We start from the raw sequence: 22,546 nt of genomic DNA on the forward strand, positions 1-22,546 counted from the left end.
AAGGACACTGACACCATGATAACGATCCAGCACAACCCGCAGCCCGCAAGTGCGGCTGACGAATACAGCATCCTCGACAACATCGTTGCCCAGACGTTACTGAGTGCCGACGACGAGGCGTACGGCATTGCCAAACGTGGCGTATCGGCGTTTATCGAGGAGCTGCTCAAGCCGCACAACAGCGCAGAGCCGGTGAAGAAACGCCTGGTCGACCGGATGATCGCCGAGATCGATACAAAACTCAGCCAGCAAATGGACGAGATTCTTCATCACCCGGATTTCCAGGCACTGGAGTCGGCGTGGAAAGGCCTGCAGTTGCTGGTCGACCGTACCAATTTTCGCGAGAACATCAAGATCGAGCTGCTGAATGTCTCGCGGCAGGACCTGCTGGATGACTTTGAGGACTCACCGGAGATTACTCAGTCCGGCCTCTACAAGCATATTTACAGCGCCGAATACGGTCAGTTTGGTGGCCAGCCGGTAGGCGCGATCATTGCCAACTACTTCCTTTCACCCAGTGCGCCCGACGTGAAGCTGATGCAATACGCGTCCAGCGTAGCCTGTATGGCACATGCACCCTTTATCGCCGCTGCCGGGCCGGGCTTTTTTGGGCTGGAAAGCTTCACGGGGCTACCTGACCTCAAGGACCTCAGGGACCATTTCGAAGGCCCGCAGTTCGCCAAATGGCAAAGCTTTCGCCAAAGCGAAGACGCCCGCTATATCGGTCTTACCGTGCCGCGCTTCCTGCTGCGAACGCCATACGACCCGCTTGAATGTCCGGTGAAAACCTTTGCCTATCAAGAGAACGTGGTCAACAGCCACGAGCACTATCTATGGGGCAATACCGCTTACGCTTTTGCTACTCGCCTGACTGATAGCTTCGCGCGCTTTCGCTGGTGCCCGAATATCATCGGCCCGCAAAGTGGCGGGGCAGTGGAGGATCTGCCACTGCATCACTTCCAGAGCATGGGAGAGATCGAAACCAAGATCCCTACCGAAGTGCTGGTTTCCGACCGGCGCGAATACGAGCTGGCGCAAGAGGGGTTTATTGCTCTGACCATGCGTAAGGGCAGTGACAACGCAGCGTTTTTTTCCGCCAGTTCCGTGCAAAAACCCAAGACCTTTGGCATCAGTGAAGAGGGCAAGGCCGCCGAATTGAATTACCGACTCGGCACCCAGTTGCCTTACATGATGGTGGTCAATCGTCTGGCCCATTACCTCAAGGTGCTGCAGCGCGAACAATTGGGTTCCTGGAAAGAGCGCACGGACCTGGAGTTGGAGCTCAACAAGTGGATTCGCCAATACGTGGCCGATCAGGAGAACCCCAGTGCCGAAGTGCGTGGGCGGCGCCCATTGCGTGCAGCACGCATCGTCGTCAGCGATGTCGACGGAGAGCCAGGCTGGTATCGGGTTAACTTGAGCGTGCGCCCGCACTTCAAGTACATGGGGGCAGACTTCACGTTGTCTCTGGTTGGCAAGCTCGATAAAGAATGAGTAAAGGCCAGGGCAAGTCCCACACCAATAGCCTTTTCGAGCGCCTCGAATGTGACGCGCGAACCCGGACGTGTGGCGTGGCATCTGTCGCGGCTCATTTGGGGAAAATGCTCAGCACCCGCGCAGGCAGTGTCCAGACGTTGCCTGATTACGGTTTGCCTGACCTCAATGACATGCGGCTCAGCCTGCATGAGTCCATGAGTCAGTCGCGGGTTCTGATCGAGCGTTTCATCCGAGCCTATGAACCGCGGTTGGTGAATGTGCGTGTCAGGGTGTTGCCCCGTGGGAGCGACCCTTTGGCCTTGGCATTCGCAATCGATGCTGCGCTGATGATTGACGGTGTGATGCAACCCGTGGTGTTTAATGCGCGTCTGGTTGATGCCGGGCGGGTTGAGGTTTGCGCCGATGGGCTTTAACCGCCATTTCCAAAGTGAGCTCAGTGCCTTGCGGCAGCTGGGTCGACGGTTTTCCGAGCGCAACCCCGCACTGGCCCCGTTTCTGGCGCAAACCGGCCAGGATCCGGATGTGGAGCGATTGCTGGAGGGCTTTGCGTTCCTGACAGGCCGCCTGCGCCAGAAGCTGGACGACGAGTTGCCGGAACTGACGCATTCCTTGATGCATTTGCTTTGGCCCAACTACATGCGGCCAATGCCCGCCTTCAGCATCCTGCAATTCGACCCATTGAAACGCACCGGTCCCGCTGTGCGAGTGGCGCGCGATACCGCCGTAGAAAGCATCGCGATACAAGGGGAGCGTTGTCGCTTTCGGACCTGCTACGCCACTGACGTCATGCCCCTGCAACTCAGTGGCCTGGAGTACAGCACCCAGGGTGAAAGTGCACGGTTGGAGCTGCGCTTGAACATGACTGCCGAGGGCAACTTCAGCGAGTTGACGTTTGACTCCTTGCGACTGCATCTGGCCGGGGACCGCTATATCAGCCAGGGGCTGTACCTCAGCCTGCTGCGCCACCTTGAGGGCATCCACGTGTTGTTATTGGACGAGTCAGGTTCAGCGGTCAACGGCATCGATGGGCAACCCGTGACGATGCGTCTGCGCGCCAGTCAGGTTCAGCCGGTGGGGTTTTCAGAGGAACAGGCGTTGATACCTTACCCGCAGAATACGTTCCGTGGTTACCGGCACCTGCAGGAGTACTTCGCCTTTCCTGACAAGTACCTGTTTGTCGATGTTGAGGGGTTATGTGCGCTGCACGCGCTTCCCGATCATTTGCTTAAACAGGTGCATGGCTTGGTGTTGCGCTTCGAGCTTAGCGTCCATGGGCATCAACCCCAATGCCCTACGCTGGACAACGTGAAGTTGTATTGCACGCCTATCGTCAACTTGTTCAAACATGATGCGGTACCCATTCGCCTGGACGGAAAACAGGACGAGTACCTGCTGGTGCCGGGGGAGTACGCACCAGGCCACGCGGGTGTGTTTTCCGTGGACAACGTCACCGGATGGCGCCCCGGTGGGTTGGGACATCAAGCCTACGTGCCGTTCGAGTCCTTTGAGCATGACTGCGACGACGGACTGCCCACGGCGCCTTCCAGCTACAGCATTCGCCAACGCGCGTCGCAGCAGCATGGTGGCCTGGATACCTGGATGGGGTTTGGCGCTCGCTCCCCGCAAGATCAGGAAACGCTCTCGATCGAACTGACCTGTACCAATTGCAACCTGCCACGCCAGTTGCGGGCCGGCGACATAAACCAGCCCAGCGAGCAGGCCCCGGAGTCACTCACTTTTCGCAATATTACTGCGCCAACCGCGAGCTTTGCACCGCCGCTGGATCAGGATTTTCTGTGGAAGCTGATCAGCAACATGTCGCTCAACTATCTGTCGTTGACCGATATCAACGCCTTGAAAGTGATCCTCGAAACCTACGATTTACCGCGCTATCACGATCGGCAGGCGCAAAAGGTCAGCCAGACCCGGCTCGGCGCGTTGCGGTCCATCCGCCACGAGGCAGTTGATCGGTTGCATTGCGGCCTACCCATTCGTGGGTTGCGCGTGGACCTTGCAGTCGATCCGCAAGGGTTTCTCGGCATGGGCGACCTGTTCGTGTTCGCGTCTGTCCTCAATGAGTTCTTTGCGCTCTACGCCAGCCTTAATTCGTACCACGAGTTGCGAGTCACCAGCACACAAGGAGACGTGTATCTATGGCCATCCCGGATGGGGCAACAACCCCTGCTTTGACTCAGCTTTGTCGTGTCATCCGCGAGTACACGCTATTCCAAGCGGTTCTGCAGGTGATCGAGCGATTGCGCGAGGCCCACCCGCTGTTGGATGAGGACGCGCTTTACCAGCAACTGGAGTTTCAGGCCAACCCTGGTCTGGGCTTCGCGGGGCACGACATAGATCGGGTGGAGTTTTTTATGGAACACGGGCAATTGCGCGCTCGCCTGCGGCTGAACATCTTGGGGTTGTTCGGCGCCGGTTCGCCGCTGCCGGCGTTTTACGGTGAGCAGGCATTTGCGGAGCGGCCGGGCGGTAATCCTACGTGTGACTTCCTCGACATTTTTCACCAACGCCTGCACCGGTTGATGTTGCCAATCTGGCGTAAATACCGTTATCGGGCGTGTTTTAAAACGGGAGCCAGTGATGTGTTTTCCGAGCAGATGTTTGCACTGATCGGCTTGGGTGGCACCGCGATTCGGGGCGCGTCGCAACTGGATTGCAAGCGCCTGCTGCCTTACCTGGGGCTGCTGAGTTTGCGCGCGCATTCGGCCGCGTTAATCGAGACCGTCCTGCGCTACTACTTCAAGCACACCCCGTTGTTCATCGAGCAATGGGTTGAACGCACGGTGGAGGTTGCCCCTTTGCAACGCAATAACGTGGGCGTCGCCAACAGCGAGCTCGGTCAAAACCTGGTGCTGGGGCAGCGAGTGGCCGACCGCAGCGGAAAGTTCAGGGTGCATGTGATCGCACTGAGTTGGCAGCGTCTTCACGAGTTTCTGCCCACCGGCAGCGGGTATCAGCCGCTGTGTTCACTGGTGCGATTAACCTCACGCGATCCATTGGAGTACGACCTGCGTCTGGTGTTGGCTGAGGGTGAAGTCAGGGCGCTGCACATTGGCGAGCGCAATGTCTGTCGACTGGGGTGGACCAGTTGGTTGGCGCATGAGCGAGCCGATGGTGTGGTCACGCTCGCAGGCAACTTTGATTAAGGACTGATGAGCATGATGAATGTGGACCTGCAACACCTTATACGCACATTGACGGCCCAGGCACGGCAAGACCTGGAGCGCGCTTCTGAGCGTTGTGTGACGCGCGGTGGCCGTGAAGTACTGGTGGAAGATTTGCTTCTGACGTTGCTTGAACATCCCGACGGGCTGTTGGCCAAGGCGCTGGCAGACGCCGGTGTGCAGATGAGCGAGTTGCAAGCCACATTGCAGCCCAGAAGTGAGCAGAGTGCCTGCGCCAGTCCAGTCTTCGCCCAGGCGCTGGTTCACTGGTTGCAGCAAGCGCGGAGGGTCGCCCAGCGTGAACTGGAGCAACCCTTTGTCGATCACGCTGCACTGTTGCTGGCGCTGTTGCGGCATTCGCTCAATGATTCCGGCAGGGGTTATCACGGTGTGTTGAGCCGTCTGGATGCCGGGCGTGTGCGTGATTTCCTCGCGAGCCAAGCACCTGAGACCCAGCCAATAGCACCCGAATCGTTGCTGCAGCGCTTTACTCACGACCTCACTAACCAAGCCCGCGAAGGGTTGATTGATCCGGTGCTGTGTCGAGACAGTGAAATCCGCCAGCTGATTGACATCCTTATGCGGCGCCGCAAGAACAACCCGATTCTGGTCGGCGAGGCGGGGGTGGGGAAAACCGCGATTGTCGAAGGCCTTGCCCTGAAAATCGTCGCTTCGCAGGTACCCGAAGCGCTCAGGCATGTTCGCGTGCTGACTCTGGATATGGGGCTGCTGCAAGCGGGTGCCAGCCTCAAGGGTGAGTTTGAACGGCGCCTCAAAGGCGTGATCGATGAGGTCAATGCCGCGCCGCAGCCGGTCATCCTGTTTATCGACGAAGCCCATACCTTGGTCGGCGCGGGAGGTCAGGCGGGCGGTTCCGACGCGGCTAACTTGCTTAAGCCGGCGTTGGCACGGGGAGGGCTGCGCACCATCGCGGCCACTACGTGGTCGGAGTACAAGCAATACATCGAAAAAGACCCGGCATTGGCGCGGCGTTTCCAGCCGGTACTGGTCGGCGAACCGAGTGTTGAGCAAGCGGCGTCGATTCTGCGCGGTCTGGTCCCGGTGTATGAGGCGAGCCATGGGGTCTACTTACGCGACGATGCGGTCGTTGCGGCGGCGCATATGAGCGCTCGCTACCTCGCGGGGCGCCAGTTGCCCGATAAGGCCGTGGATGTGCTGGACACTGCTTGCGCCTGGGTGCGTACACGCCAGGCCATGCCACCTGAGGCGTTGCAGAACATCTGCGCTCAACAGGCAGAAGGCGGCCGGCACCAGCAGGCATTAAGTCGAGATGCCAGCATGGGCATAGCGGTTGATGCGCAGGCTTTGCAGGCGCTGGGCCTGCGTTTGGAAACCATCGAGCACGAGCGCCAGGCGCTGGAACAACAGAGCGGGCAAGCACCGCGCACTCTTGAGGTGTGCCCGCGCGTGGTGGCTCAGGTCATCAGCACCTGGACCGGCATACCGCTCGAGCAACTGACGCTTGAACCCAACGAAAAAGTCTTGGGCTTCGCCGATGCCCTGCGCGCACGCATCCTTGGGCAAGAGCATGCGGTGCAGGCCCTTGACCGCGGGCTGCGCGCTGTTGCGGCAGGCCTCAACAAGCCGGACGCGCCGGTGGGGGTTTTTCTACTGGTGGGCCCAAGTGGTGTAGGCAAGACGCAAACCGCGCTGGCGCTGGCAGACCTTTTGTACGGTGGTGAGCGGTTTATCACCACCATCAACATGTCGGAATACCAGGAAAAGCATGCCGTGTCCCGATTGATCGGTGCGCCGCCGGGCTACATCGGTTACGGCGAGGGCGGCGTGCTGACCGAAGCCGTGCGCCAGCGGCCCTATTCGGTAGTGCTGCTCGACGAAGTCGAAAAAGCTGATCCGGAAGTGTTGAATCTGTTTTACCAGGTCTTTGACAAGGGCCGCGCCAATGATGGCGAGGGGCGCGAAATTGATTTTCGCAACACGTTGCTGCTGATGACTTCCAACCTGGGCAGCGATTGCATCAGCGCGCTGTGTGCCGGCGGCCGGCAACCGGATGCCCAGGCGCTGCAGGACGCGATTCACCCCGTACTGCGCGCGCACTTCAAGCCCGCACTGTTGGCCCGGATGCGGGTCGTGCCGTACTACCCGATTGCAGGGCAAGTGCTGCACGACGTTGCAAGGCTCAAGCTTGCAAGCCTCGGTGAGCGGCTGCAGCGACGCAAGCTCGCCTTCACTTACTCGCCCGAGCTGATTGCGCATATGACCGAGCGGTGTGAGCACGGTGACAGCGGCGCGCGCTACATCGATCAATGGATCGAGCAGTATTTGTTGCCACCGATGGTGGATCGTCTTCTCTGCGCCACGAGCATGGGCGAGTCATTGTCCTTGGTCCATGCGCGACTGGATGGCAACGGCCAACCGACTTGCGAGTTCAGATGATGACCGACCGCCTGTTTACCGATCTGCCCGATCCTCTGGCCTATGCCGACACCTTGCTGAGCTGCTTCATGGGCTTGGGCCAAGGCACAGATGAAACAGCCTTACCTAGACGCTGTGTCGCGGGCGCCGCGCAACTGAGCGGGTGTGAACTCAGCCAGTTGTACCTGCATGATGAGGTAACGGGGCGACTTGATCTGATCGCCGAGCAGTTACCGGGTCCGATACCCTGCAGCGACCTGACTGCAACCCGTGAATGGCAAAAACAACAACTGCTGCACTACGTTCTCAATAAGCGCTGTACGCTCAGCCTTGATGACCTGGAGAGCAGCCCCTTTGACAGCGGTTTTCTGCCGGTGGCGCAGGCGCCCTGGCGTTCGGTGCTGGCGGTGCCACTGTTTAACCACAGCAAGCAGATTACCGGCGTATTGCTGTGTGCCAGTTGGCACTCGGTGCCGTTGCAAGGCTACGCAGTCTCGTTGGGTCAACTGGGCAGCTTTGCCTTGAACCAGTTACGCCTGTTGCGGCGCGTGCAACCTGTGCCGGGCGCCGCACGGTCAGAGCGCGGTGCGCCGATAACGGGGGCGTATGGCTTGATCGGTAACAGCGCGGCGATTGAGAAGACCTGCCACTTGATCGGCAAGGTGCTGCATACCCCGTACACCGTGCTGTTGCGAGGCGAGACCGGCACCGGCAAGGAAGTCGTGGCACGCGCCATTCACGCCGCCGGCCCGCGCAGTGCCAAGGCGTTTGTGGTGCAAAATTGCGCCGCGTTCCCGGAAGGCTTGCTGGAGAGCGAGCTGTTTGGCTACCGCAAAGGTGCATTCACCGGCGCCGAGCGCAACTATACGGGGCTATTCGATGCCGCCGATGGCGGTACGTTGCTGCTGGATGAAATTGGCGATATGCCCCTTTCACTGCAAGCCAAGTTACTGCGGGTATTGCAGGAAGGCGAGGTGCGCCCGCTGGGCGCCAGTACCGCCCACAAGGTTGACGTGCGCATCATCGCTGCGACCCACCGCGACCTGGCTGCGATGGTGGCAGCGGGTAGTTTTCGTGAAGACCTCTATTACCGGCTCGCACAGTTCCCGATCCCATTGCCCGCTTTACGTGAGCGGGACGGCGATGTGCTGCAACTGGCGCGGCACTTCGCCGACAAGGCTTGCGTGTCCCTCGGGAGGGCGCCTGTTGACTGGTCCAATATTGCACTTGATCAACTCTCGAGCCACGACTTTCCCGGCAATGTGCGCGAACTCAAGTGCCTGGTGGAGCGAGCAGTCCTGCTGTGTGACGACGATATGATTCTGCCCGTGCACCTATCGCTACCACTGGCCCCGGCTGTGCCTGCGGCAGTCGATGTGACCCTGCGCCAACGTATGGAACGGGTGGAGCGGGTGTTTCTGATTGATTGCTTGCACAAGAACCGTGGCAATCGGACCCGCACTGCACGTGAGTTGGGGGTGGCTCGTCGCACGCTGCTCTACCGTCTGGCCCGCTTGAACATTCCTTTTGGTGATGCCAAGGAGGAGTGCTGAAGGGTGCGCTTGAGTATCGCTATGCATGACCGTCGCCTGCGTCAAATCTGGCCCGACGACCTTATCTCTGTGGGAGAAACCTGATGACTGATCGTCCGTGGCGAGCCGTTGTGCTTGTGTTGTGTTTGCTGAGTGGTTGTAGCGCCAACTATGTTTTTGATGATGCCGACTACCGTCCGCTGGGTGAGCCGAAGATGGTCACCCGTGGCCAGTAAATAGGGGAGCCAGACATGCAACTCATATTCGAGGTCTGTGATGCCGAGGGCGTTAACCCTGCAGCATCGGCGCGCAAAATGTTCGACGAGGGCGGTGGTGTGATTGGCCGCGGGGCGGGTTGTGACTGGGTGATTGCGGATGCCAATCGCCTGCTTTCCAGCCACCATGGGTTGGTCGCTTACCGCGAAGGTCGGTACTTTTTGACCGACATCAGCACTAACGGCATCGGTGTGGCAGGCAGTGCCGAGCGTCTGCGCAAAGGGCAGGCGCGATTGATCGGTGATGGCGAGGTATTTGAGCTGGGACCGTTTGCGATACGTGCGCGTTTGATCACGCACGCGCCGTCTCGTGATGAGCCCTACGATGTCACGTGTGCAACGATCCCCGATGACGCATTCCTGGCGTTGGACCCCATTCAATCGCTCGATTTGGAGCATCAGCGCCAGACTCGCTCGCCGGAGTTGGCGGCATTGGAGGAGGGTATTGACGTGCCTGGAACGTGGCCGGAGCACAACGCGGCCAGCAGAGACCACCTGACGATAGCCCGACGGGCCGAACCCGTTGTGCAAACATCTTCGATGCCTTGCGTCACGCCGTCGATGGCTGCCAATGAGGCCTTTTGGGAACAGTTCGCGGCAGCCCTGGGCATGCGCCTGGACACGCTGGACGGCGACGCCCGAGAAGCCTTGGCGATCAAGGTGGCGCGCCTGCTTCGCGTGGGCGTCGAGGGGTTGCAACAAAGTCTGCATACCTGTGAAGAGCTTAAGCGTGAGCTAGGCGTGCCGCTTGTCGACGCCCAGCACAAGCACCGCAACCCCTTGAAGGCGCACGTCGACACCCCTGCTGCATTGGCGGCGCTGCTAGGGCCGGGGGAATCCGATTATTTGCCTGCCGAACAGGCCATTACCCATGTTTACCGGGATTTGCAGGCCCATCAGGTTGCATTGATGGCCGCCTGTCGCAGTGCGCTGCGCAACACACGTAGCGCCTTTGCGCCGGGGCATTTGCTGATGTGCTTCGACTACCAGGCTAAGCGGCCGCGGTTTTCCACCGACGGTGGGCACTGGCGAGCGTATCAGCGTCACTACCAGCGCTTGATCGAGGATGAGCCTTTCAACGATGACTTGTCAGGCGGCGACTTCGCCAAAGCCTACGAAGAGCAGGTTCGCTTGATTTCAACGCTGCACGTCGATTATCCAGGATGAGAGTTATGTATCGAGTGACCCTTGCGTCAATGCTGCTCCTGCTCGGCCTGTTGGCCGGCTGCAGCGCAGTATCGCCGTTCTCTACGTTAACCAAATTGGACGTGGCGCTGACCGCCGGTGATCACGTCAACCCCGACCTGCACGGTCGACCTTCGCCGGTGGTGGTACACCTGCTTGAGTTGCGCCATCCCGTGGCCTTTGAGAATGCCGACTTCTTCAGCCTGTACAGCAATGCTGAACAAGCACTGCCCAGGGACTGGCTGGGCAGCGAGGAACTTGAGCTGCGCCCGGGTGAACGCCTGGCGCTCAAGCTCAGGCTCGAACCTCAAACGCGCTTTGTAGGCGTGCTGGCGGCTTATCGAGATTTGCCCCATGTTCAATGGCGTTGGGTTTTACCTGTGACACCCCAGCAGTTGACCCTGGCCGACCTCGTGCTGGACCAGACCGGCATTCGCCTCGCGTCCCCCACGCCAGACAGCGAGGCAGAGTGATATGCACGTTCATAAAGTTGTTTGGCAGGAAGGCATGTTGTTAAGGCCTCAGCATCTGCAGCACAACGACCGTTATTACCAGCAACAGCTCAATCAAACCCGTTTGCTCGCCAGTGACGCCTGGGGCTTCCTTACGCTTGAGGTTGACTTGCAGTACCTCAATTTTGGCAAGGTGGTGGTCAACCAGGCCTCTGGCGTTTTGCCGGACGGCAGCCTGTTCGAGCTGAGCGGGGCAATGGAACCCTTGGTTCTGCAAGTGCCAGCGAATTCAGGCAAGCAAGCGATTTACCTGGCGTTGCCGTTGGCCACCGGTAATCAGGTCGAGGTTCGCGGGCAGCAGCAGATCGATGTCCTGGCACGCTACCTGGCCTGTGATATCGAGGTGGGTGATTCAAATGCGGGTGTCGATACCCGTTGCCGCATCAGTTGCGCGCGCCCTGACCTGCGTCTTGTATTGGGCGACCCGCCCGCTGACCAGGGCTTGGTCAAACTCAAGGTTGCGCAAGTCGTGGGGGCCACCGATGAAGGCGGCGTGAGCCTTGACGCGGACTTCACGCCAACGTTCATTTTTCTTCAGGGTAATGGCTATGTGTCGTCATGCCTCAAGGAGGTGATCAGCCTGCTTGCCAACCGTGGAGATGCCATCGCGGCGCGTATTCGCGGTGAGGGGACGGCCGCAGGCTCGGAAGTCGCAGACTTCCTGATGTTGCAGTTGATCAACCGTACTGAGCTGGAACTACGTCACTACCTGAGCCAGGCCCAGGTCCGCCCGGAAGCGTTGTTCCGAGCGCTGCTGGCAATGTTTGGTGAGCTCTCCACGTTCGCCAGCGACAGCAAGCGAGCGCACCTGGAGGTGCGTTACCGGCATGGCGACCAGGCTGAAAGTTTTCGTGCGCTGATGGTGGGCGTGCGTGACGTGCTGTCGATGGTGCTGGAGCAACACGCCATCGAGTTGAGCCTGCAGCAGCGCCAATACGGGGTGTTGGTATGCCCGGTGAGCGATCTGAAGCTACTGGGCAGCGCAACCTTCATTCTTGCGGCCACTGCACAGTGTGATTCGGAGGCGTTGCGCCATCGCTTGCCGGCGCATTTGAAGGTTGGGCCGGTGGAACGCATACGCGAGCTGGTCAACCTGCACCTGACGGGTATCAAGGTCAAACCGCTACCGGTGGCGCCGCGACAGATTCCGTTCCATGCCGCCAAAACCTATTTCATGCTCGACCTGAGTGCCCGCGATATCACTCAGTTGGAGCAGTCGGGTGGTTTCGCCTTCCATGTGGGCGGTGAATTTTCAGCGCTTGAACTCAACTTCTGGGCCATCAGGAACTGAATGCTATGGACAGTGAATATCCGCAGGATGAAAAAACCGTATTGCTCGACCATGAGGGCCGTGGCCCGAGCCAGGGGCCGGTAACGGACTTCCCTACGCCGCCGCGCTTTGAGCAGTTGGAAGACCGGATGATCTATGCCGCCCGCGTACAGGATACGCGCAGCTTCAAGATCGGTCTCAACCCCCTCGTAGCGGCGGCCTCGGCGTTACTGTCGCAGGTGGTTCAGCTCAAGGGCTGCACCGGTCGCGAAGGGCTGGGCGCGATCAACGACCGCCTGTCATCGGCGGTCACGCAATTTGAAACCCGCGCATTGCAGTGCGGTGTCGAGAACAGCCAGGTTATCTCGGCACGCTACGTGTTATGCAGCGTGGTGGATGAAGCCGTGGTGACCACCGCGTGGGGCACTCGTAGCGACTGGTCGAGGATGAGCCTGTTGAGTCGTTTTCACAACGAAACCTTCGGCGGGGAGAAGGTCTTCCAGCTATTGGAGCGACTGTCACGCGACCCGGTCAAGCACTTGGCGATGCTGGAGCTGATGTACCTGTGCCTGTCCATCGGCTTTGAAGGCAAGTACCGCATCATGGAACGAGGCGCGTCGCAACTTGAAAGCGTACGCGACGCCTTGTATCGGCAGATACGGCAGGTGCGAGGTGAGCCGCCCTCGCAACGCGTGGCGCCCGCAGCCAGGCAAACGCGACGTACGCGACTGCGCGTCATTTCTGCCACCTGGGTCGCGGTTCTCACCTTGGCCTGTGTGCTGGCGATGTATGCAGGGTTTGCCTGGACGTTGAGCCAACAGGCTACGAACGCGCTGCAACTCTTTCAACCTTCGGCGTCGACACTGACTCAGACGCCCTTGTAAACGCTGGGAGCAATGAATGAACGCATTCTTCAAGGGCGCGGGCACCGTGCTGTGCAGGATTTGGGTCTGGAGCCTGTTACTGGTGCTCGCCTGTGCAGTGCTGGTGTGGTTTTTGGGGCCGCTGTTGGCAGTGGATGATTACCGGTTCTGGCAAGACCCGGCTGATCGGCTGGTCACCATCAGTGTGCTGTTTCTGCTGTGGGGGCTGGCGATGGTCGTCGCAGGTGGACACCGTGCGGCAGGGCTCAAGAGCCCTGAGAGCCACGTTCACCATCAGCCAGTGGGCTGGGTGGAAGACGAGCAGAAACACGTACGCGGTCGTTTCAAGGAGGCAGTCCAAAGGCTGAAAACCACGCGTCGTTACGCAGGGCGCAACGAGCGTTGGCGCAATGACTTGCCCTGGTATTTGTTGATCGGCGAACAGGGCAGCGGCAAGACGCATCTATTGGCGGCAGCCGGCTTGCAGTCGCCGCTGGATCAAGGTGAGGCGATGCCGACGCACGGCACTGCTCATTGCCAGTGGTATTTCGCTGACGAAGGTGTACTCGTCGATACCCCGGGGCGCTACCTGACGCAACCCGACAATGCGGTGGATGCCGCAGGTTGGTCGGTGTTGTTGAGCCTGCTCAGGTCACGCCGTCGGGCACGCCCACTCAACGGTGTGGTGGTGACGGTATCGGTGGACACGCTGTTGAGCCGCAATGAACACGATCTGGACCTGCATGCCCGGGATGTGCATTCCCGCTTGCAGGAAGTCCAGCAGACATTGCATGTGGATGTACCGATCTATCTGGTGTTGACTCAGGCTGACCGGGTCTCAGGGTTCGCCGAGTTCTTTGATGCGTCCCCGGGAGAGGATGCCGAAAGCGTGCTCGGTCAGTTCTTCGACACTGGGACGGTGGGCATTGAGATCACACAAGTGCGCCAGTCCTTCGAGACACTGCTGCAAGGTGTGAATGCTGAGCTGGTGACGCGATTGCATCAGGAACGCAGCGTCGAGCGCCGTGGGCGTATGCTGGATTTTCCCCAGCACGCCGCTCAGCTTGGCGAGCGTTTGTGCCAGTTCGTCGAATCGGCTTTTTCCGCGCATCGTTACCAGCGTATCAATGGTTTGCGCGGGTTCTATCTGACCTGTGCCGGCGACAGGCGCAGCCACTTTATCCAAGGCTTGTTCAGTCGTGTGATCTTTGCCGAAGCCGACCTTGCTGGCTTGCAGACCCAGGAGCAGCGGCGCATTCGTTGGCGCCAAGGGTTGCAGGCCTTAGCCATGGCCTGTGTGATCGGTGGGGCCGGATGGTTGTGGACCCACAGTTATTCAGTCAACCAACAGCGCTTGGCACAGCTGGAGGCATTCGCTGAACACCCGTCGCTCGCCTCGTTGGATGCCGACCAGACCCTGGCACTGTTGGATGCTCGCTTGGCCGCGACGCAGGTGTTTCCACCGGTCAACGATGTCCCGTTTACCGAGCGCGCCGGCCTGTATCAAGGTGAGGCCAGCCGGCCATTGCTGGCCCGCGCTTATGAGCGGGCGCTGCTACAGCCGTTACTGGCCCAGATAACGGCACAGCTCGAGGAGCAAGTGCGTGCAAACCTGGGTGATCGTGAACGGCTGCTGGAAAGCCTACGTGCCTACCTGATGCTCAACCTGCGTGAGCGCCGCGACACCGAGTGGCTGGCGCAGCGAATGGCAGATCACTGGTCGGCGCGTTATGAGGGTGATACGTCGACGCAAACACGCTTGAATCAACACTTGGCACGGCTGCTTGAACAGCCGTTTGCAACGCCGCTTGATGAAACACTGGTGGCGACAGCGCGTGAAAAACTGCGCGGTGAGTCATTGGCGGATGTGGTTTACCGCGTGCTGCGCGAGCAGTCGCGCAACCTGGAACCCCTGCGTCTTGCCGAGGGCAAGGTATTCACCGCTGTTGATCCACCGATTCCGGGCTTTTATACAAAGCGTTACGTGCAGTACTTCGAGGCACAAGGCCCCAGGCTGGTGAATGCCATCGCGCAGGATAACTGGGTGTTGGGCGAGGGCACTGACCTGAGTGTCATGGATTTGCGTCGGCTGATGATTGAGCTCCAGCAGCGCTATTTCAGTGAGTATGCCGATGCCTGGAGCAGCGCCCTCGGGCGAGTCAGGCTGCAACCGACTGACAGCCTCAAGCAAGATGCCGAACAACTGGCGAGCCTCACATCGGCACAGTCGCCATTGATGCAGCTTTTGCTGCTACTGCGTGAAAATACGCGCCTACTGCCCGCCCCAGAGCTTTTGGGCAAGGCGGCCGCGAAGGCGAGCGAATCAGGCGTGCTCGCCCAGGCGGCGGTAGCCGATGGGTGGGTGGCGGCCGTGCCTGACTCTGCCCGACGTGCGTTGCAACGGCGTTTTGAGCCGTTGCACCAGTTGCTCGATGAGCAGCAGAACCCGGGTGTCGAGTTGACCCGGGCGCTGCGTTTGCTCGACGAATTGCACCTGCAACTGGCGGCGCTGAACCGCGAGAGTTCACCTGAGCAGGCCGCGTTCAAACGAGTAAAGCGGCGTATGGAGGGGCAACAGGATGCCTTGGGCGACCTGCGTGACGCTGCTGCACGTCTACCGCTGCCACTCGCCGGTTGGTTTGAGGGGATGGCTGACGACAGTTGGCGCCACCTGTTGGAAGGCGCCTATGTGCACATCAACCAGCGCTATCAAAACGAGGTGCACGGCCTCTACGCCAAGGCGATTCGCGAGCGTTATCCCTTCAGTGCCCACGCCGCCAGTGAGGTGGCTGTCAACGATTTCCAGGAATTCTTCAAGCCCAATGGGGTGATGGCGGGTTTTTATGACGGCTATCTGCGGCCTTTCATCAGCGCCGACGGCAACCGGTACCGGCTGCGTGGCCTGGATGGCATTAGCTTGCCAATATCGCGTTCGTTGCTGGACCAATTGACGAAAGCCGAGGTTATCCGCCGCGCGTTTTTCAACGAGGAGCACAGTGGGTTGTCGGTTCGGTTCACCTTGGCACCCTACAGCCTGGATCAATCGGTCAGCCGCGCGACCCTGCGCTTTGGCGAGAGGCAGCTGGAGTATCGGCATGGCCCGATCGTGCCTATGGCGTTTGATTGGCCCACGGATGCAGACAATGGCCGTACCAGCCTGGTCGTGGAAAGAGGGACCGAGCAACGGCCATTGGGCATCGAGAAAAATACCGGGGCCTGGTCGCTCTTCAGGTTTTTCGACTTGTTGCAGAAAGAGCCTGCGAGCGGGCGAAATGCGCAGCTCTACAAGGCGGACCTTGCCGGTTTGCGCGCCAATTACCTGCTCACGAGCCCACGTACTCCCAGCCCGTTTGACATGGAGGCGTGGCGCACCTTTCGCCTGCCGGAGCAACTGTGATGCCCATGCAGGTTCACAGTGCCGGGCGTACGCAGCGGGGCAAGACCAGGTCGCGTAACGAAGATGCCTTCCTCGACTGCCCGCAGCAGGGCTGCTGGGCGGTGGCGGACGGCATGGGTGGGCACCGGGACGGCGATGTGGCCAGTCAGTGGGTGATCAGCAGTCTTGCCGCGTTGAAAGCCCAGGGTTCCCTCGACCAACGTGTCAACGCGACTCGGCAACGGCTGCAAGCTGTGAACCAGCGGTTGGAGAGTATCGGCACCCGTTCCGCTGCAACTATGGGCAGCACCGTTGTGGCGTTGCTGCTTGAGGAGGGGCGTGCGGCGTGTGTGTGGGCAGGCGACAGTCGTTGCTACCTGTGGCGCGGGCAGCGCCTCTACCAGTTGTCGAGGGACCACTCGCTGCTTCAGCGCCTCATGACTGAACGTCAAATGAGTGTGGACCAAGCCCAGGCACACCCTGATGCGCGAGCGTTGACCCGTGCTATCGGGGCCTGTGCGTCGTTGCAGCTTGAAGTGCTGGAGCTCGGCACCCAGCCAGGGGATGTGTTTCTTTTGTGCAGCGATGGCCTGTATCAGGCACTCAGCCATGGGGAGTTGGGGCGGGCGTTAAGCGCGGGGACGCCGCAACAAATGGTGGACCAATTATTTACGGCGGTGTTGCTTACACCGGCGCGTGACGATTTGACCGCAGTGGTTGTGCAGCCATGAGTGAGGTATCGGCCCCACCCCGTTTGCTCGCTGGGCGCTATCACCTTGAACGCGAGTTGGGCAGGGGCGGAATGGGTGTGGTGTATCGCGCCCGAGATCTGTTGCACGAGCAATTTGGCGAGCCCAGCGCAAGCGTGGCACTCAAGCTGCTGGGCGAAACGTTTTCCGAATGCCCGGATGCGCATGTGCTGCTGTACAGCGAGTTCGCCATGACCCGCAGCCTGCGCCATGAAGGCGTGGTAAGGGTGTTTTCGTTCGAGGTGGACACCCCTGGCCGGTGCGCTTTTTTCACCATGGAGTTGATGCACGGCGTCACCCTGGATCGACTGTTGCCGCAGTGGCCCAGCGGCTTGACCTGGCCGCAATTACAACCGATGGCGCTACAGTTGCTCGATGCGCTGGTTTACACCCATCAGCAAAATGTACTGCATGGCGATATCAAGCCCGCCAACGTCATGGTGAGCGAAGAGGGTGTGCGCTTGTTCGATTTTGGTTTGGGGCATGCCCAAGCACAGGTGGCGGCAGGTTTGCCGAGCTTGAGTCGCAACCGTTTCACTGCCTGGACACGCGCTTACGCAGCGCCGGAATTGCTCGCCGGCGATGAATTGACCGCGGCCGCCGACCTCTATGGCGTGGCGTGCATCGTGTACGAACTGGCCAACGGGAAACGCCTTGGCGAGCGTCAGCTTACGCAACGACTCACGCGGCCTCGGCACCTACCCAGGCATTGCTGGCCTGCGTTACGCACCGCCTTGGCAGTTGACCCCGAACGCCGAACCATCACCGTTGCTCAATTGCGCGAGGTGATGGGGTACACACGACGCCCCTGGTACTTGTAGGCAATAGCTCACCCAGCCAAGCCATGCAATTGACAGTATTCAGCCCAGCTCAACCCCGCCATCTGCGCAACTTCCTTGTGCACTTCCAGGCGTTGGGCCTCGAAGGCTTCGGGGGTCTCGGCCGTCAACTTGAGGGTCAGCTCCCAGGCAAACAGGCCCTGGCGCTCAGCCTCGGCCTCGAAGGCTTCGTGCAGGCGTTCGGCACGATACTGCGCCTGGGTTTCACCCTTGGCCTGCGCGGCCAAGGGGTTGAGGGTATCGAGCTGCGTGGCCACATCCGGATGTTCGCTTAAGAACCGATCCAGGGCACGTTGGTGATTATCACCGGGTTCTGACAAGGGCTTGCTCCCGTTTAAGTGAATTGACTCAATGGGGTCATGCCCCTGGGTTTGCAATCAGGTAGCGCGCGATTGCCTCATACGCCGGCAACGTCACCCCGTCATTCGCGGCATTGGCCGCAACCGGGTGGGAGGCGAAGCGCACAATCACCATTTCGGCCGCCGGGTCGATGTAAACACTTTGGCCATGCACGCCACGGGCCATGAACGCGCCATCCGGGTTGTGGGTGACCCACCACATGTTGCGATAGCTCCAACCTTTCAATTGGCTGTAACCGGCCTGGGCAAACGCGTGCTTGTCGCCACCTTGGCGAATGTCTTTCACCACGCTGTCGGGGACGATTTGCTCGCCGTTGACGCGGCCGTTATTGCGCAACATTTCAGCGAAGCGCGCCATGTCCCGCAGGCCTGCGTTCAAGCCGCCACCGGCGAACGGTGTGCCGATGGAGTCGACGCTGAAATACGCGTCCTGCTCACTGCCCAGCCGGCTCCAGATGCGTTCACTGAGCAACTGTGCAACGTTGCGCCCGGTAGCGCGGGCGATCACCCAGCCGAGCACGTCGGTGTTCACGGTTTTGTAGCTGAACGCCTGACCATGTTCGCCGCGTGGCTTGACGGTTTGCAGGAACTCGAAGTAGTTGCGCGGCCCCATGTAGTCCTTGGGCTTGGGCAGCGGATTACCGGCTTGGAGGTACGCCCAGATCCCGGCGTTGGGGTCGGCGTAGTCTTCGTTGTAGTCAAGGCCGGTGGTCATGTCCAATACCTGGCGCAGCGTGGCGCTGCCGAATGCGGACTGGGCCAGTTCGGGCACATAGTCGGCGATCTTTTTACCCGCATCGAGGGTGCCGTCGGCCACCAGCATCGCGCCCAGTGTGCCGACTACTGATTTGGTCACGGACATGGCCGCATGTTGCCCGTCTTCCTTGAGTACCCCGAAGTAGCGCTCATACACCACGGCCCCTCGGTGCAACACCACGATGCCGTCGGTGTAGGTGGCCTCCAGCGTCTGGCGCCAGGTCAGCGGTTGGTCGGCGCCGATGGGCACTATGGGCAGCGCTTCGATGCGCGGGTCAATACGCTGCGGCAGCGCCGATGCAGCCGCGAGCCCCCGCGACACATTGACGGTGGGCATCAGCTGACGGAAGTTCGCCACACTCCAGCGCAAGGCCGGGAAACGAAAGTAGCTGCCATCTTCAAAACGCAGGGTTTTGTCCGGCGGCGGCGGGGCGCCGACCATCCACTTGAGGCGGGCAGGGTCACTGGCTTGGGCGTCGGGAAATTGCTCAGCGCCGGCGTTGACGGCACAGCTCGAAAAAACCAGCAGCGCGCAGCTCATGAGGGGCAGGATGGGGCGCATCGCCAAGCTCCTTGGTGTCGCAAAATGCACACGGAGCAAGGCCTGAGCTCGGGTCCGTTCGAGAGTCACGCGGCAAAGGATGGGCTAACACTCGGTAACCGACAAGCATCAACGGGCAAAATCAATTCTAAATAATTACTGACGAGCCGGTAAAAACCTTTCGCGCAGGCTATCAGGGCGTGTAGCGTTAACCAGGGTTTTCGGGCTTGCCTACCATGGGCGCAGAGGCACAGAGCGATGGGCAGAGGAACAGAGGGACGGAGCATGGCGCAAACGCTGTTCAAACTTTTCCTCACGCAACGTCTGGCTGCCTTGGCCAGCACCGAATCGTTGCGTGCCATCCGTGAAGGCTTGTTGTGGATTTTGCCGTGCCTGCTGGTGTCGGCCGGGTTCCTGATCCTTTCCGAATGCGCCAGGGTGCTGGGGGTCGATCCGCAGGTGGTGGCCTTTCTGTCTGGGCTGCACAACCAAATCAGCTCAGTGATCCCGCTGCTGGTCGCTGCCTCGATTGGTTATATGTTGGCGATCCAGCACCGCCTGCCCCAATTGCCCGTCGCGTTTTTGTGCCTGGCCCATGTGGTGGTCGCCACGTTTGTGTTGCGTGATTACCCGCGCGCTTCGGCCACCTTTGTCTTGTTTATCGCCATCGCCTCGCCGCTGCTCAATGTGCCGGCGATTGCCTGGCTGCATCGGTTTCGGTGGACGCGTCTGGTCAACGAGGACCTGGTCGGCCACAACCTGCGCGGCACCATCAATATGGTGGTGCCCGGCGCCATCACCGCCTTGTTGCTGGTGGTCATTCTGTCGTTGCTGCTGCAAATCCCTTATGTGGCGCAACTGCAAGGCCCGCAGGTGCTCGACGCCTTGCAAACGCCGTATGGCAGCGGCTTGTTTGTGACCTTGATGAATTCGCTGCTGTGGTTTTTCGGCATTCACGGTGTGTACGCCATGCAGCCGTTGTTCGATGTACTCGACCAGGCGGTGGTGCTTAACGGTGCGGCCTTGGCGGCCGGTGAACCGATCAAGTACCTGCTCAACAGTGGCTTGCTGGGCAGTTTCGCGTTTATCGGTGGCTCCGGCGGGGCGTTGTGCCTGCTGGTGGCGATCCTGCTGTTCTCTAAAAGCCAGTCCATGCGTTTGCTGGCGATGGCCAGTTTGCCGCTGTCGTTGTTCAACGTCAGCGAAGTGCTGCTGTTTGGGTTGCCGATCATCCTTAACCCGCGTCTGTTCATCCCGTTTTTGCTGGTGCCGGCGCTTAACACCATGGTGGCGTTGGCGGTGGTGCAACTGGGCTGGGTCTCACCGGCGGTGGCCAGTGTGCCGTTTACCGCGCCGGTGCTGCTCAATGCCTACCTCAGCACCCATGGCGATGTGGCGGCAGTGGTGCTGCAAGTCGCGCTATTGGGCCTCGGCACGCTGGTGTACGCGCCGTACGTACGCGCGATTCAGCGCCAGTCCAGCGAGGGCGGCACGGTTTACCTTAAATCGCTGGACATGACCTTCCGTGGCCTCGAAGAGAAAGGCCGCCTGTTGGCGCTGGACGCGGTGTTGGCGTCGCACAAGATCCTGGCCCAACAGGCCGTGGCGCTGAGCCGCATCCAGCAGATCAGCGACTACGAGTTCTACCTCGAATTTCAACCGCAAATCTCTACCCGCACCGGCCTGTGCACGGGGTGCGAGGCCCTGATGCGCGCGCGGGACAGCCAGGGCACGGTGCATTCACCTTGGGAGTTCCTGCAGTGGTTGGCCCAGGCGCGGTTGATGCCGGACGTGGATGTGTGGGTGGCGTCCCAGGCGGTGCGCCAGTACCAAAAGTGGCGCAAGGGGGGCTTTGCTTTGCCGATGACCATCAATGTTTCCAGCGCCACGCTGACGGACGCTGCCTACGCGGATCGCCTGGTGGAGATCCTCGCCCAGGCCCATGGCCAGGTGTCGGTGGAAATCACCGAAGACGCGCTGGTCGGCGACGTCCAGGCCACGCGCCAGACCATCCAGAAACTCCAGGCCATTGGCGCCAAGGTGTATATCGACGACTTCGGCACCGGGTTTTCCGCCTTGAGTTATCTGCACCAGTTTCCGGTGGATTTCATCAAGATCGACCGCAGCTTCGTGGTGGCCCAGCGCGACCCCAAGGGCGCCCAGGTGCTCACCGGCATGCTGCGTTTCTGCGAGGCGCTGAACCTGGGCGTGGTGGTCGAAGGCGTAGAGACCGCCGAGCAGTTGGCGTTTTTGAATACCGGCACTGAGCTGTTCATTCAGGGCTGGTATTTCAGCAAGGCACTGCCCGGCGATCAGTTGCAGCGCTTTGTGCGCGAACGCGCGGCGGCTCAGGTTTAACCCGGCTGCGCCGCGTATTCGCGCTGGGTCTGTTCGATCTCTTCGACTAACCGATCGATCCCCGCCAAGCGCGCGCGGTTGTCGTGGTCCCAGGGGTGAAAGCCCGGTTTGAAGTAGTGCAGCCACGGCCGCAGCATGCGCGGGAACACGCCCTTGGGGCCGTACAGAAACTTGAGCATGCGCCAGAAGCCCTTCACGTGCCCGCCAGCCTTGCGGTCGGCAATCAGCAGGCGCAGGTGGAAATCCAGTACCACCAGCCAGAAGAATACGCTGGTGACGAGCATGGTGCCGGTGCGCAACAGGTAGCGCCCAGGCCCCGGCTTGATCACCGTGTTCCACACGTCAAACGCCACGGCTTTGTGTTCGGTTTCTTCCAGGGCGTGCCAGTGCCACATCTGCTGGTAGCCTTTGAGTGATTGGCCAAAACGCGAAGGGTCACTCAGCAGGATTTCCGCGAGCATCGCCGTGTAGTGCTCAAGCGCGATGGTGACCGCCAGGTTGAACGAGGGCGGCAGGTGTTTTTTCTGCAGGTCGAGGATGAATTTCAGGCGTCGGTCGAGGGTGTGCGCCGGCAGGCCCGCGGCTTGCAAATGATCGTTGTAGGCCACGTGTTCGCGGCTGTGCATGGCTTCCTGGCCGATAAACCCCTGGATCTCTTTTTTAAGCTCAGGGTCGTCGATGCGATCGCGGTAGTGGCGCACGCTGTCCATGAAAAACAGCTCGCCCTGGGGAAACAGCAGCGACAACGCGTTGAAGAAGTGCGTGATGAACGGGCCTTGTTCATGCCAGTCCTTGATGCGCTCGGCAGGCAAGGCAAAACGGATATCGCGACGGATGGGTAGCATCGTACGTGCTCCT

18 protein-coding genes are annotated in these 22,546 nt (G+C 60.3%); 15 read left to right on the forward strand and 3 right to left on the reverse strand.

The annotated features are described in order from the left end of the window. Positions 1–15 precede the first annotated feature (15 nt). The 14 genes from tssC to KZH41_RS13780 all read left to right on the forward strand — a co-directional run bounded on the left by tssC (position 16) and on the right by KZH41_RS13780 (position 17,656). Complete coding sequence (tssC, locus tag KZH41_RS13715) at positions 16–1,494, forward strand: type VI secretion system contractile sheath large subunit (RefSeq protein ID WP_263274997.1); 1,479 nt, start codon at positions 16–18, stop codon at positions 1,492–1,494. After that, positions 1,491–1,910 carry a type VI secretion system baseplate subunit TssE gene (gene tssE / locus KZH41_RS13720; protein ID WP_263274998.1) on the forward strand — a complete coding sequence of 140 codons (420 nt, stop codon included), beginning with the start codon at positions 1,491–1,493 and terminating at the stop codon, positions 1,908–1,910. Before tssC ends, tssE begins: the two co-directional genes overlap by 4 nt. After that, entirely contained in the window at positions 1,900–3,687 is a 1,788-nt protein-coding gene (tssF, locus tag KZH41_RS13725) for a type VI secretion system baseplate subunit TssF (protein ID WP_263275104.1), read from the forward strand. Before tssE ends, tssF begins: the two co-directional genes overlap by 11 nt. Continuing rightward, complete coding sequence (tssG, locus tag KZH41_RS13730) at positions 3,651–4,658, forward strand: type VI secretion system baseplate subunit TssG (RefSeq protein WP_263274999.1); 1,008 nt, start codon at positions 3,651–3,653, stop codon at positions 4,656–4,658. The genes tssF and tssG overlap by 37 nt, the downstream gene beginning before the upstream one ends. Before the next feature lie 12 nt (positions 4,659–4,670). Then, positions 4,671–7,094 carry an AAA family ATPase gene (locus KZH41_RS13735; RefSeq protein ID WP_263275000.1) on the forward strand — a complete coding sequence of 808 codons (2,424 nt, stop codon included), beginning with the start codon at positions 4,671–4,673 and terminating at the stop codon, positions 7,092–7,094. After that, positions 7,094–8,626, forward strand: a complete 1,533-nt coding sequence (locus tag KZH41_RS13740) for a sigma-54 interaction domain-containing protein (protein WP_094951976.1) — start codon at positions 7,094–7,096, stop codon at positions 8,624–8,626. Before KZH41_RS13735 ends, KZH41_RS13740 begins: the two co-directional genes overlap by 1 nt. A gap of 83 nt (positions 8,627–8,709) precedes the next feature. After that, a complete protein-coding gene (locus KZH41_RS13745) occupies positions 8,710–8,841 on the forward strand; it encodes a type VI secretion protein (RefSeq protein WP_094951975.1) in 132 nt (43 codons plus the stop codon). Positions 8,842–8,856: 15 nt separating this feature from the next. Then, positions 8,857–10,047, forward strand: coding sequence for a type VI secretion system-associated FHA domain protein TagH (tagH, locus tag KZH41_RS13750; RefSeq protein ID WP_263275001.1), 1,191 nt, complete (start codon positions 8,857–8,859; stop codon positions 10,045–10,047). Between the two features lie 5 nt (positions 10,048–10,052). After that, positions 10,053–10,538, forward strand: a complete 486-nt coding sequence (gene tssJ, locus KZH41_RS13755; protein ID WP_094951973.1) for a type VI secretion system lipoprotein TssJ — start codon at positions 10,053–10,055, stop codon at positions 10,536–10,538. Position 10,539: 1 nt separating this feature from the next. After that, a complete protein-coding gene (gene tssK / locus KZH41_RS13760) occupies positions 10,540–11,868 on the forward strand; it encodes a type VI secretion system baseplate subunit TssK (RefSeq protein WP_242155844.1) in 1,329 nt (442 codons plus the stop codon). A 5-nt stretch (positions 11,869–11,873) separates the two neighbouring features. Continuing rightward, positions 11,874–12,731: a type IVB secretion system protein IcmH/DotU gene (gene icmH, locus KZH41_RS13765; protein WP_094951971.1), complete on the forward strand. Its 858-nt coding sequence runs from the start codon at positions 11,874–11,876 to the stop codon at positions 12,729–12,731. Positions 12,732–12,747: 16 nt separating this feature from the next. Next, entirely contained in the window at positions 12,748–16,107 is a 3,360-nt protein-coding gene (tssM, locus tag KZH41_RS13770; RefSeq protein WP_263275002.1) for a type VI secretion system membrane subunit TssM, read from the forward strand. Next, positions 16,107–16,817 (forward strand): PP2C family protein-serine/threonine phosphatase, encoded by a 711-nt coding sequence (locus KZH41_RS13775; RefSeq protein WP_263275003.1) that lies wholly within the window; start codon positions 16,107–16,109, stop codon positions 16,815–16,817. Before tssM ends, KZH41_RS13775 begins: the two co-directional genes overlap by 1 nt. Next, the gene (locus tag KZH41_RS13780) at positions 16,814–17,656 is read left to right on the forward strand and encodes a serine/threonine-protein kinase (protein WP_094951968.1); all 843 of its coding nucleotides are present in this window, start codon (positions 16,814–16,816) and stop codon (positions 17,654–17,656) included. The genes KZH41_RS13775 and KZH41_RS13780 overlap by 4 nt, the downstream gene beginning before the upstream one ends. Positions 17,657–17,664: 8 nt before the next feature. On the opposite strand, the gene KZH41_RS13785 is transcribed toward KZH41_RS13780, so the two are convergent. Together KZH41_RS13785 and KZH41_RS13790 are read right to left on the reverse strand one after the other, a co-directional pair. Further along, positions 17,665–17,994 carry a DUF6388 family protein gene (locus KZH41_RS13785; protein ID WP_094951967.1) on the reverse strand — a complete coding sequence of 110 codons (330 nt, stop codon included), beginning with the start codon at positions 17,992–17,994 and terminating at the stop codon, positions 17,665–17,667. 37 nt (positions 17,995–18,031) lie between these two features. Next, positions 18,032–19,330 (reverse strand): serine hydrolase domain-containing protein, encoded by a 1,299-nt coding sequence (locus tag KZH41_RS13790; protein WP_263275105.1) that lies wholly within the window; start codon positions 19,328–19,330, stop codon positions 18,032–18,034. A 285-nt stretch (positions 19,331–19,615) separates the two neighbouring features. Between KZH41_RS13790 and KZH41_RS13795 the strand changes: the two genes are divergently transcribed. Beyond that, complete coding sequence (locus tag KZH41_RS13795; protein WP_263275004.1) at positions 19,616–21,688, forward strand: PTS sugar transporter subunit IIC/EAL domain-containing protein; 2,073 nt, start codon at positions 19,616–19,618, stop codon at positions 21,686–21,688. On the opposite strand, the gene KZH41_RS13800 is transcribed toward KZH41_RS13795, so the two are convergent. Then, the gene (locus KZH41_RS13800; protein WP_094951964.1) at positions 21,685–22,533 is read right to left on the reverse strand and encodes a metal-dependent hydrolase; all 849 of its coding nucleotides are present in this window, start codon (positions 22,531–22,533) and stop codon (positions 21,685–21,687) included. The two genes, KZH41_RS13795 and KZH41_RS13800, sit on opposite strands and share 4 nt — an antisense overlap. Positions 22,534–22,546: the final 13 nt, after the last annotated feature.

It is taken from the genome of Pseudomonas sp. YeP6b (assembly GCF_025642995.1).
In the GTDB taxonomy this organism is placed as follows: Bacteria; Pseudomonadota; Gammaproteobacteria; order Pseudomonadales; family Pseudomonadaceae; genus Aquipseudomonas.

Bases quoted from the DNA above. Each gene is read 5' to 3' on its own strand.
- tssC (WP_263274997.1), top strand. From the start codon at position 16: ATGATAACGATCCAGCACAACCCGCAGCCCGCAAGTGCGGCTGACGAA.
- tssE (WP_263274998.1), top strand. From the start codon at position 1,491: ATGAGTAAAGGCCAGGGCAAGTCCCACACCAATAGCCTTTTCGAGCGC.
- tssF (WP_263275104.1), top strand. From the start codon at position 1,900: ATGGGCTTTAACCGCCATTTCCAAAGTGAGCTCAGTGCCTTGCGGCAG.
- tssG (WP_263274999.1), top strand. From the start codon at position 3,651: ATGGCCATCCCGGATGGGGCAACAACCCCTGCTTTGACTCAGCTTTGT.
- KZH41_RS13735 (WP_263275000.1), top strand. From the start codon at position 4,671: ATGATGAATGTGGACCTGCAACACCTTATACGCACATTGACGGCCCAG.
- KZH41_RS13740 (WP_094951976.1), top strand. From the start codon at position 7,094: ATGACCGACCGCCTGTTTACCGATCTGCCCGATCCTCTGGCCTATGCC.
- KZH41_RS13745 (WP_094951975.1), top strand. From the start codon at position 8,710: ATGACTGATCGTCCGTGGCGAGCCGTTGTGCTTGTGTTGTGTTTGCTG.
- tagH (WP_263275001.1), top strand. From the start codon at position 8,857: ATGCAACTCATATTCGAGGTCTGTGATGCCGAGGGCGTTAACCCTGCA.
- tssJ (WP_094951973.1), top strand. From the start codon at position 10,053: ATGTATCGAGTGACCCTTGCGTCAATGCTGCTCCTGCTCGGCCTGTTG.
- tssK (WP_242155844.1), top strand. From the start codon at position 10,540: ATGCACGTTCATAAAGTTGTTTGGCAGGAAGGCATGTTGTTAAGGCCT.
- icmH (WP_094951971.1), top strand. From the start codon at position 11,874: ATGGACAGTGAATATCCGCAGGATGAAAAAACCGTATTGCTCGACCAT.
- tssM (WP_263275002.1), top strand. From the start codon at position 12,748: ATGAACGCATTCTTCAAGGGCGCGGGCACCGTGCTGTGCAGGATTTGG.
- KZH41_RS13775 (WP_263275003.1), top strand. From the start codon at position 16,107: ATGCCCATGCAGGTTCACAGTGCCGGGCGTACGCAGCGGGGCAAGACC.
- KZH41_RS13780 (WP_094951968.1), top strand. From the start codon at position 16,814: ATGAGTGAGGTATCGGCCCCACCCCGTTTGCTCGCTGGGCGCTATCAC.
- KZH41_RS13790 (WP_263275105.1), bottom strand. From the start codon at position 19,330: ATGAGCTGCGCGCTGCTGGTTTTTTCGAGCTGTGCCGTCAACGCCGGC.
- KZH41_RS13795 (WP_263275004.1), top strand. From the start codon at position 19,616: ATGGCGCAAACGCTGTTCAAACTTTTCCTCACGCAACGTCTGGCTGCC.
- KZH41_RS13800 (WP_094951964.1), bottom strand. From the start codon at position 22,533: ATGCTACCCATCCGTCGCGATATCCGTTTTGCCTTGCCTGCCGAGCGC.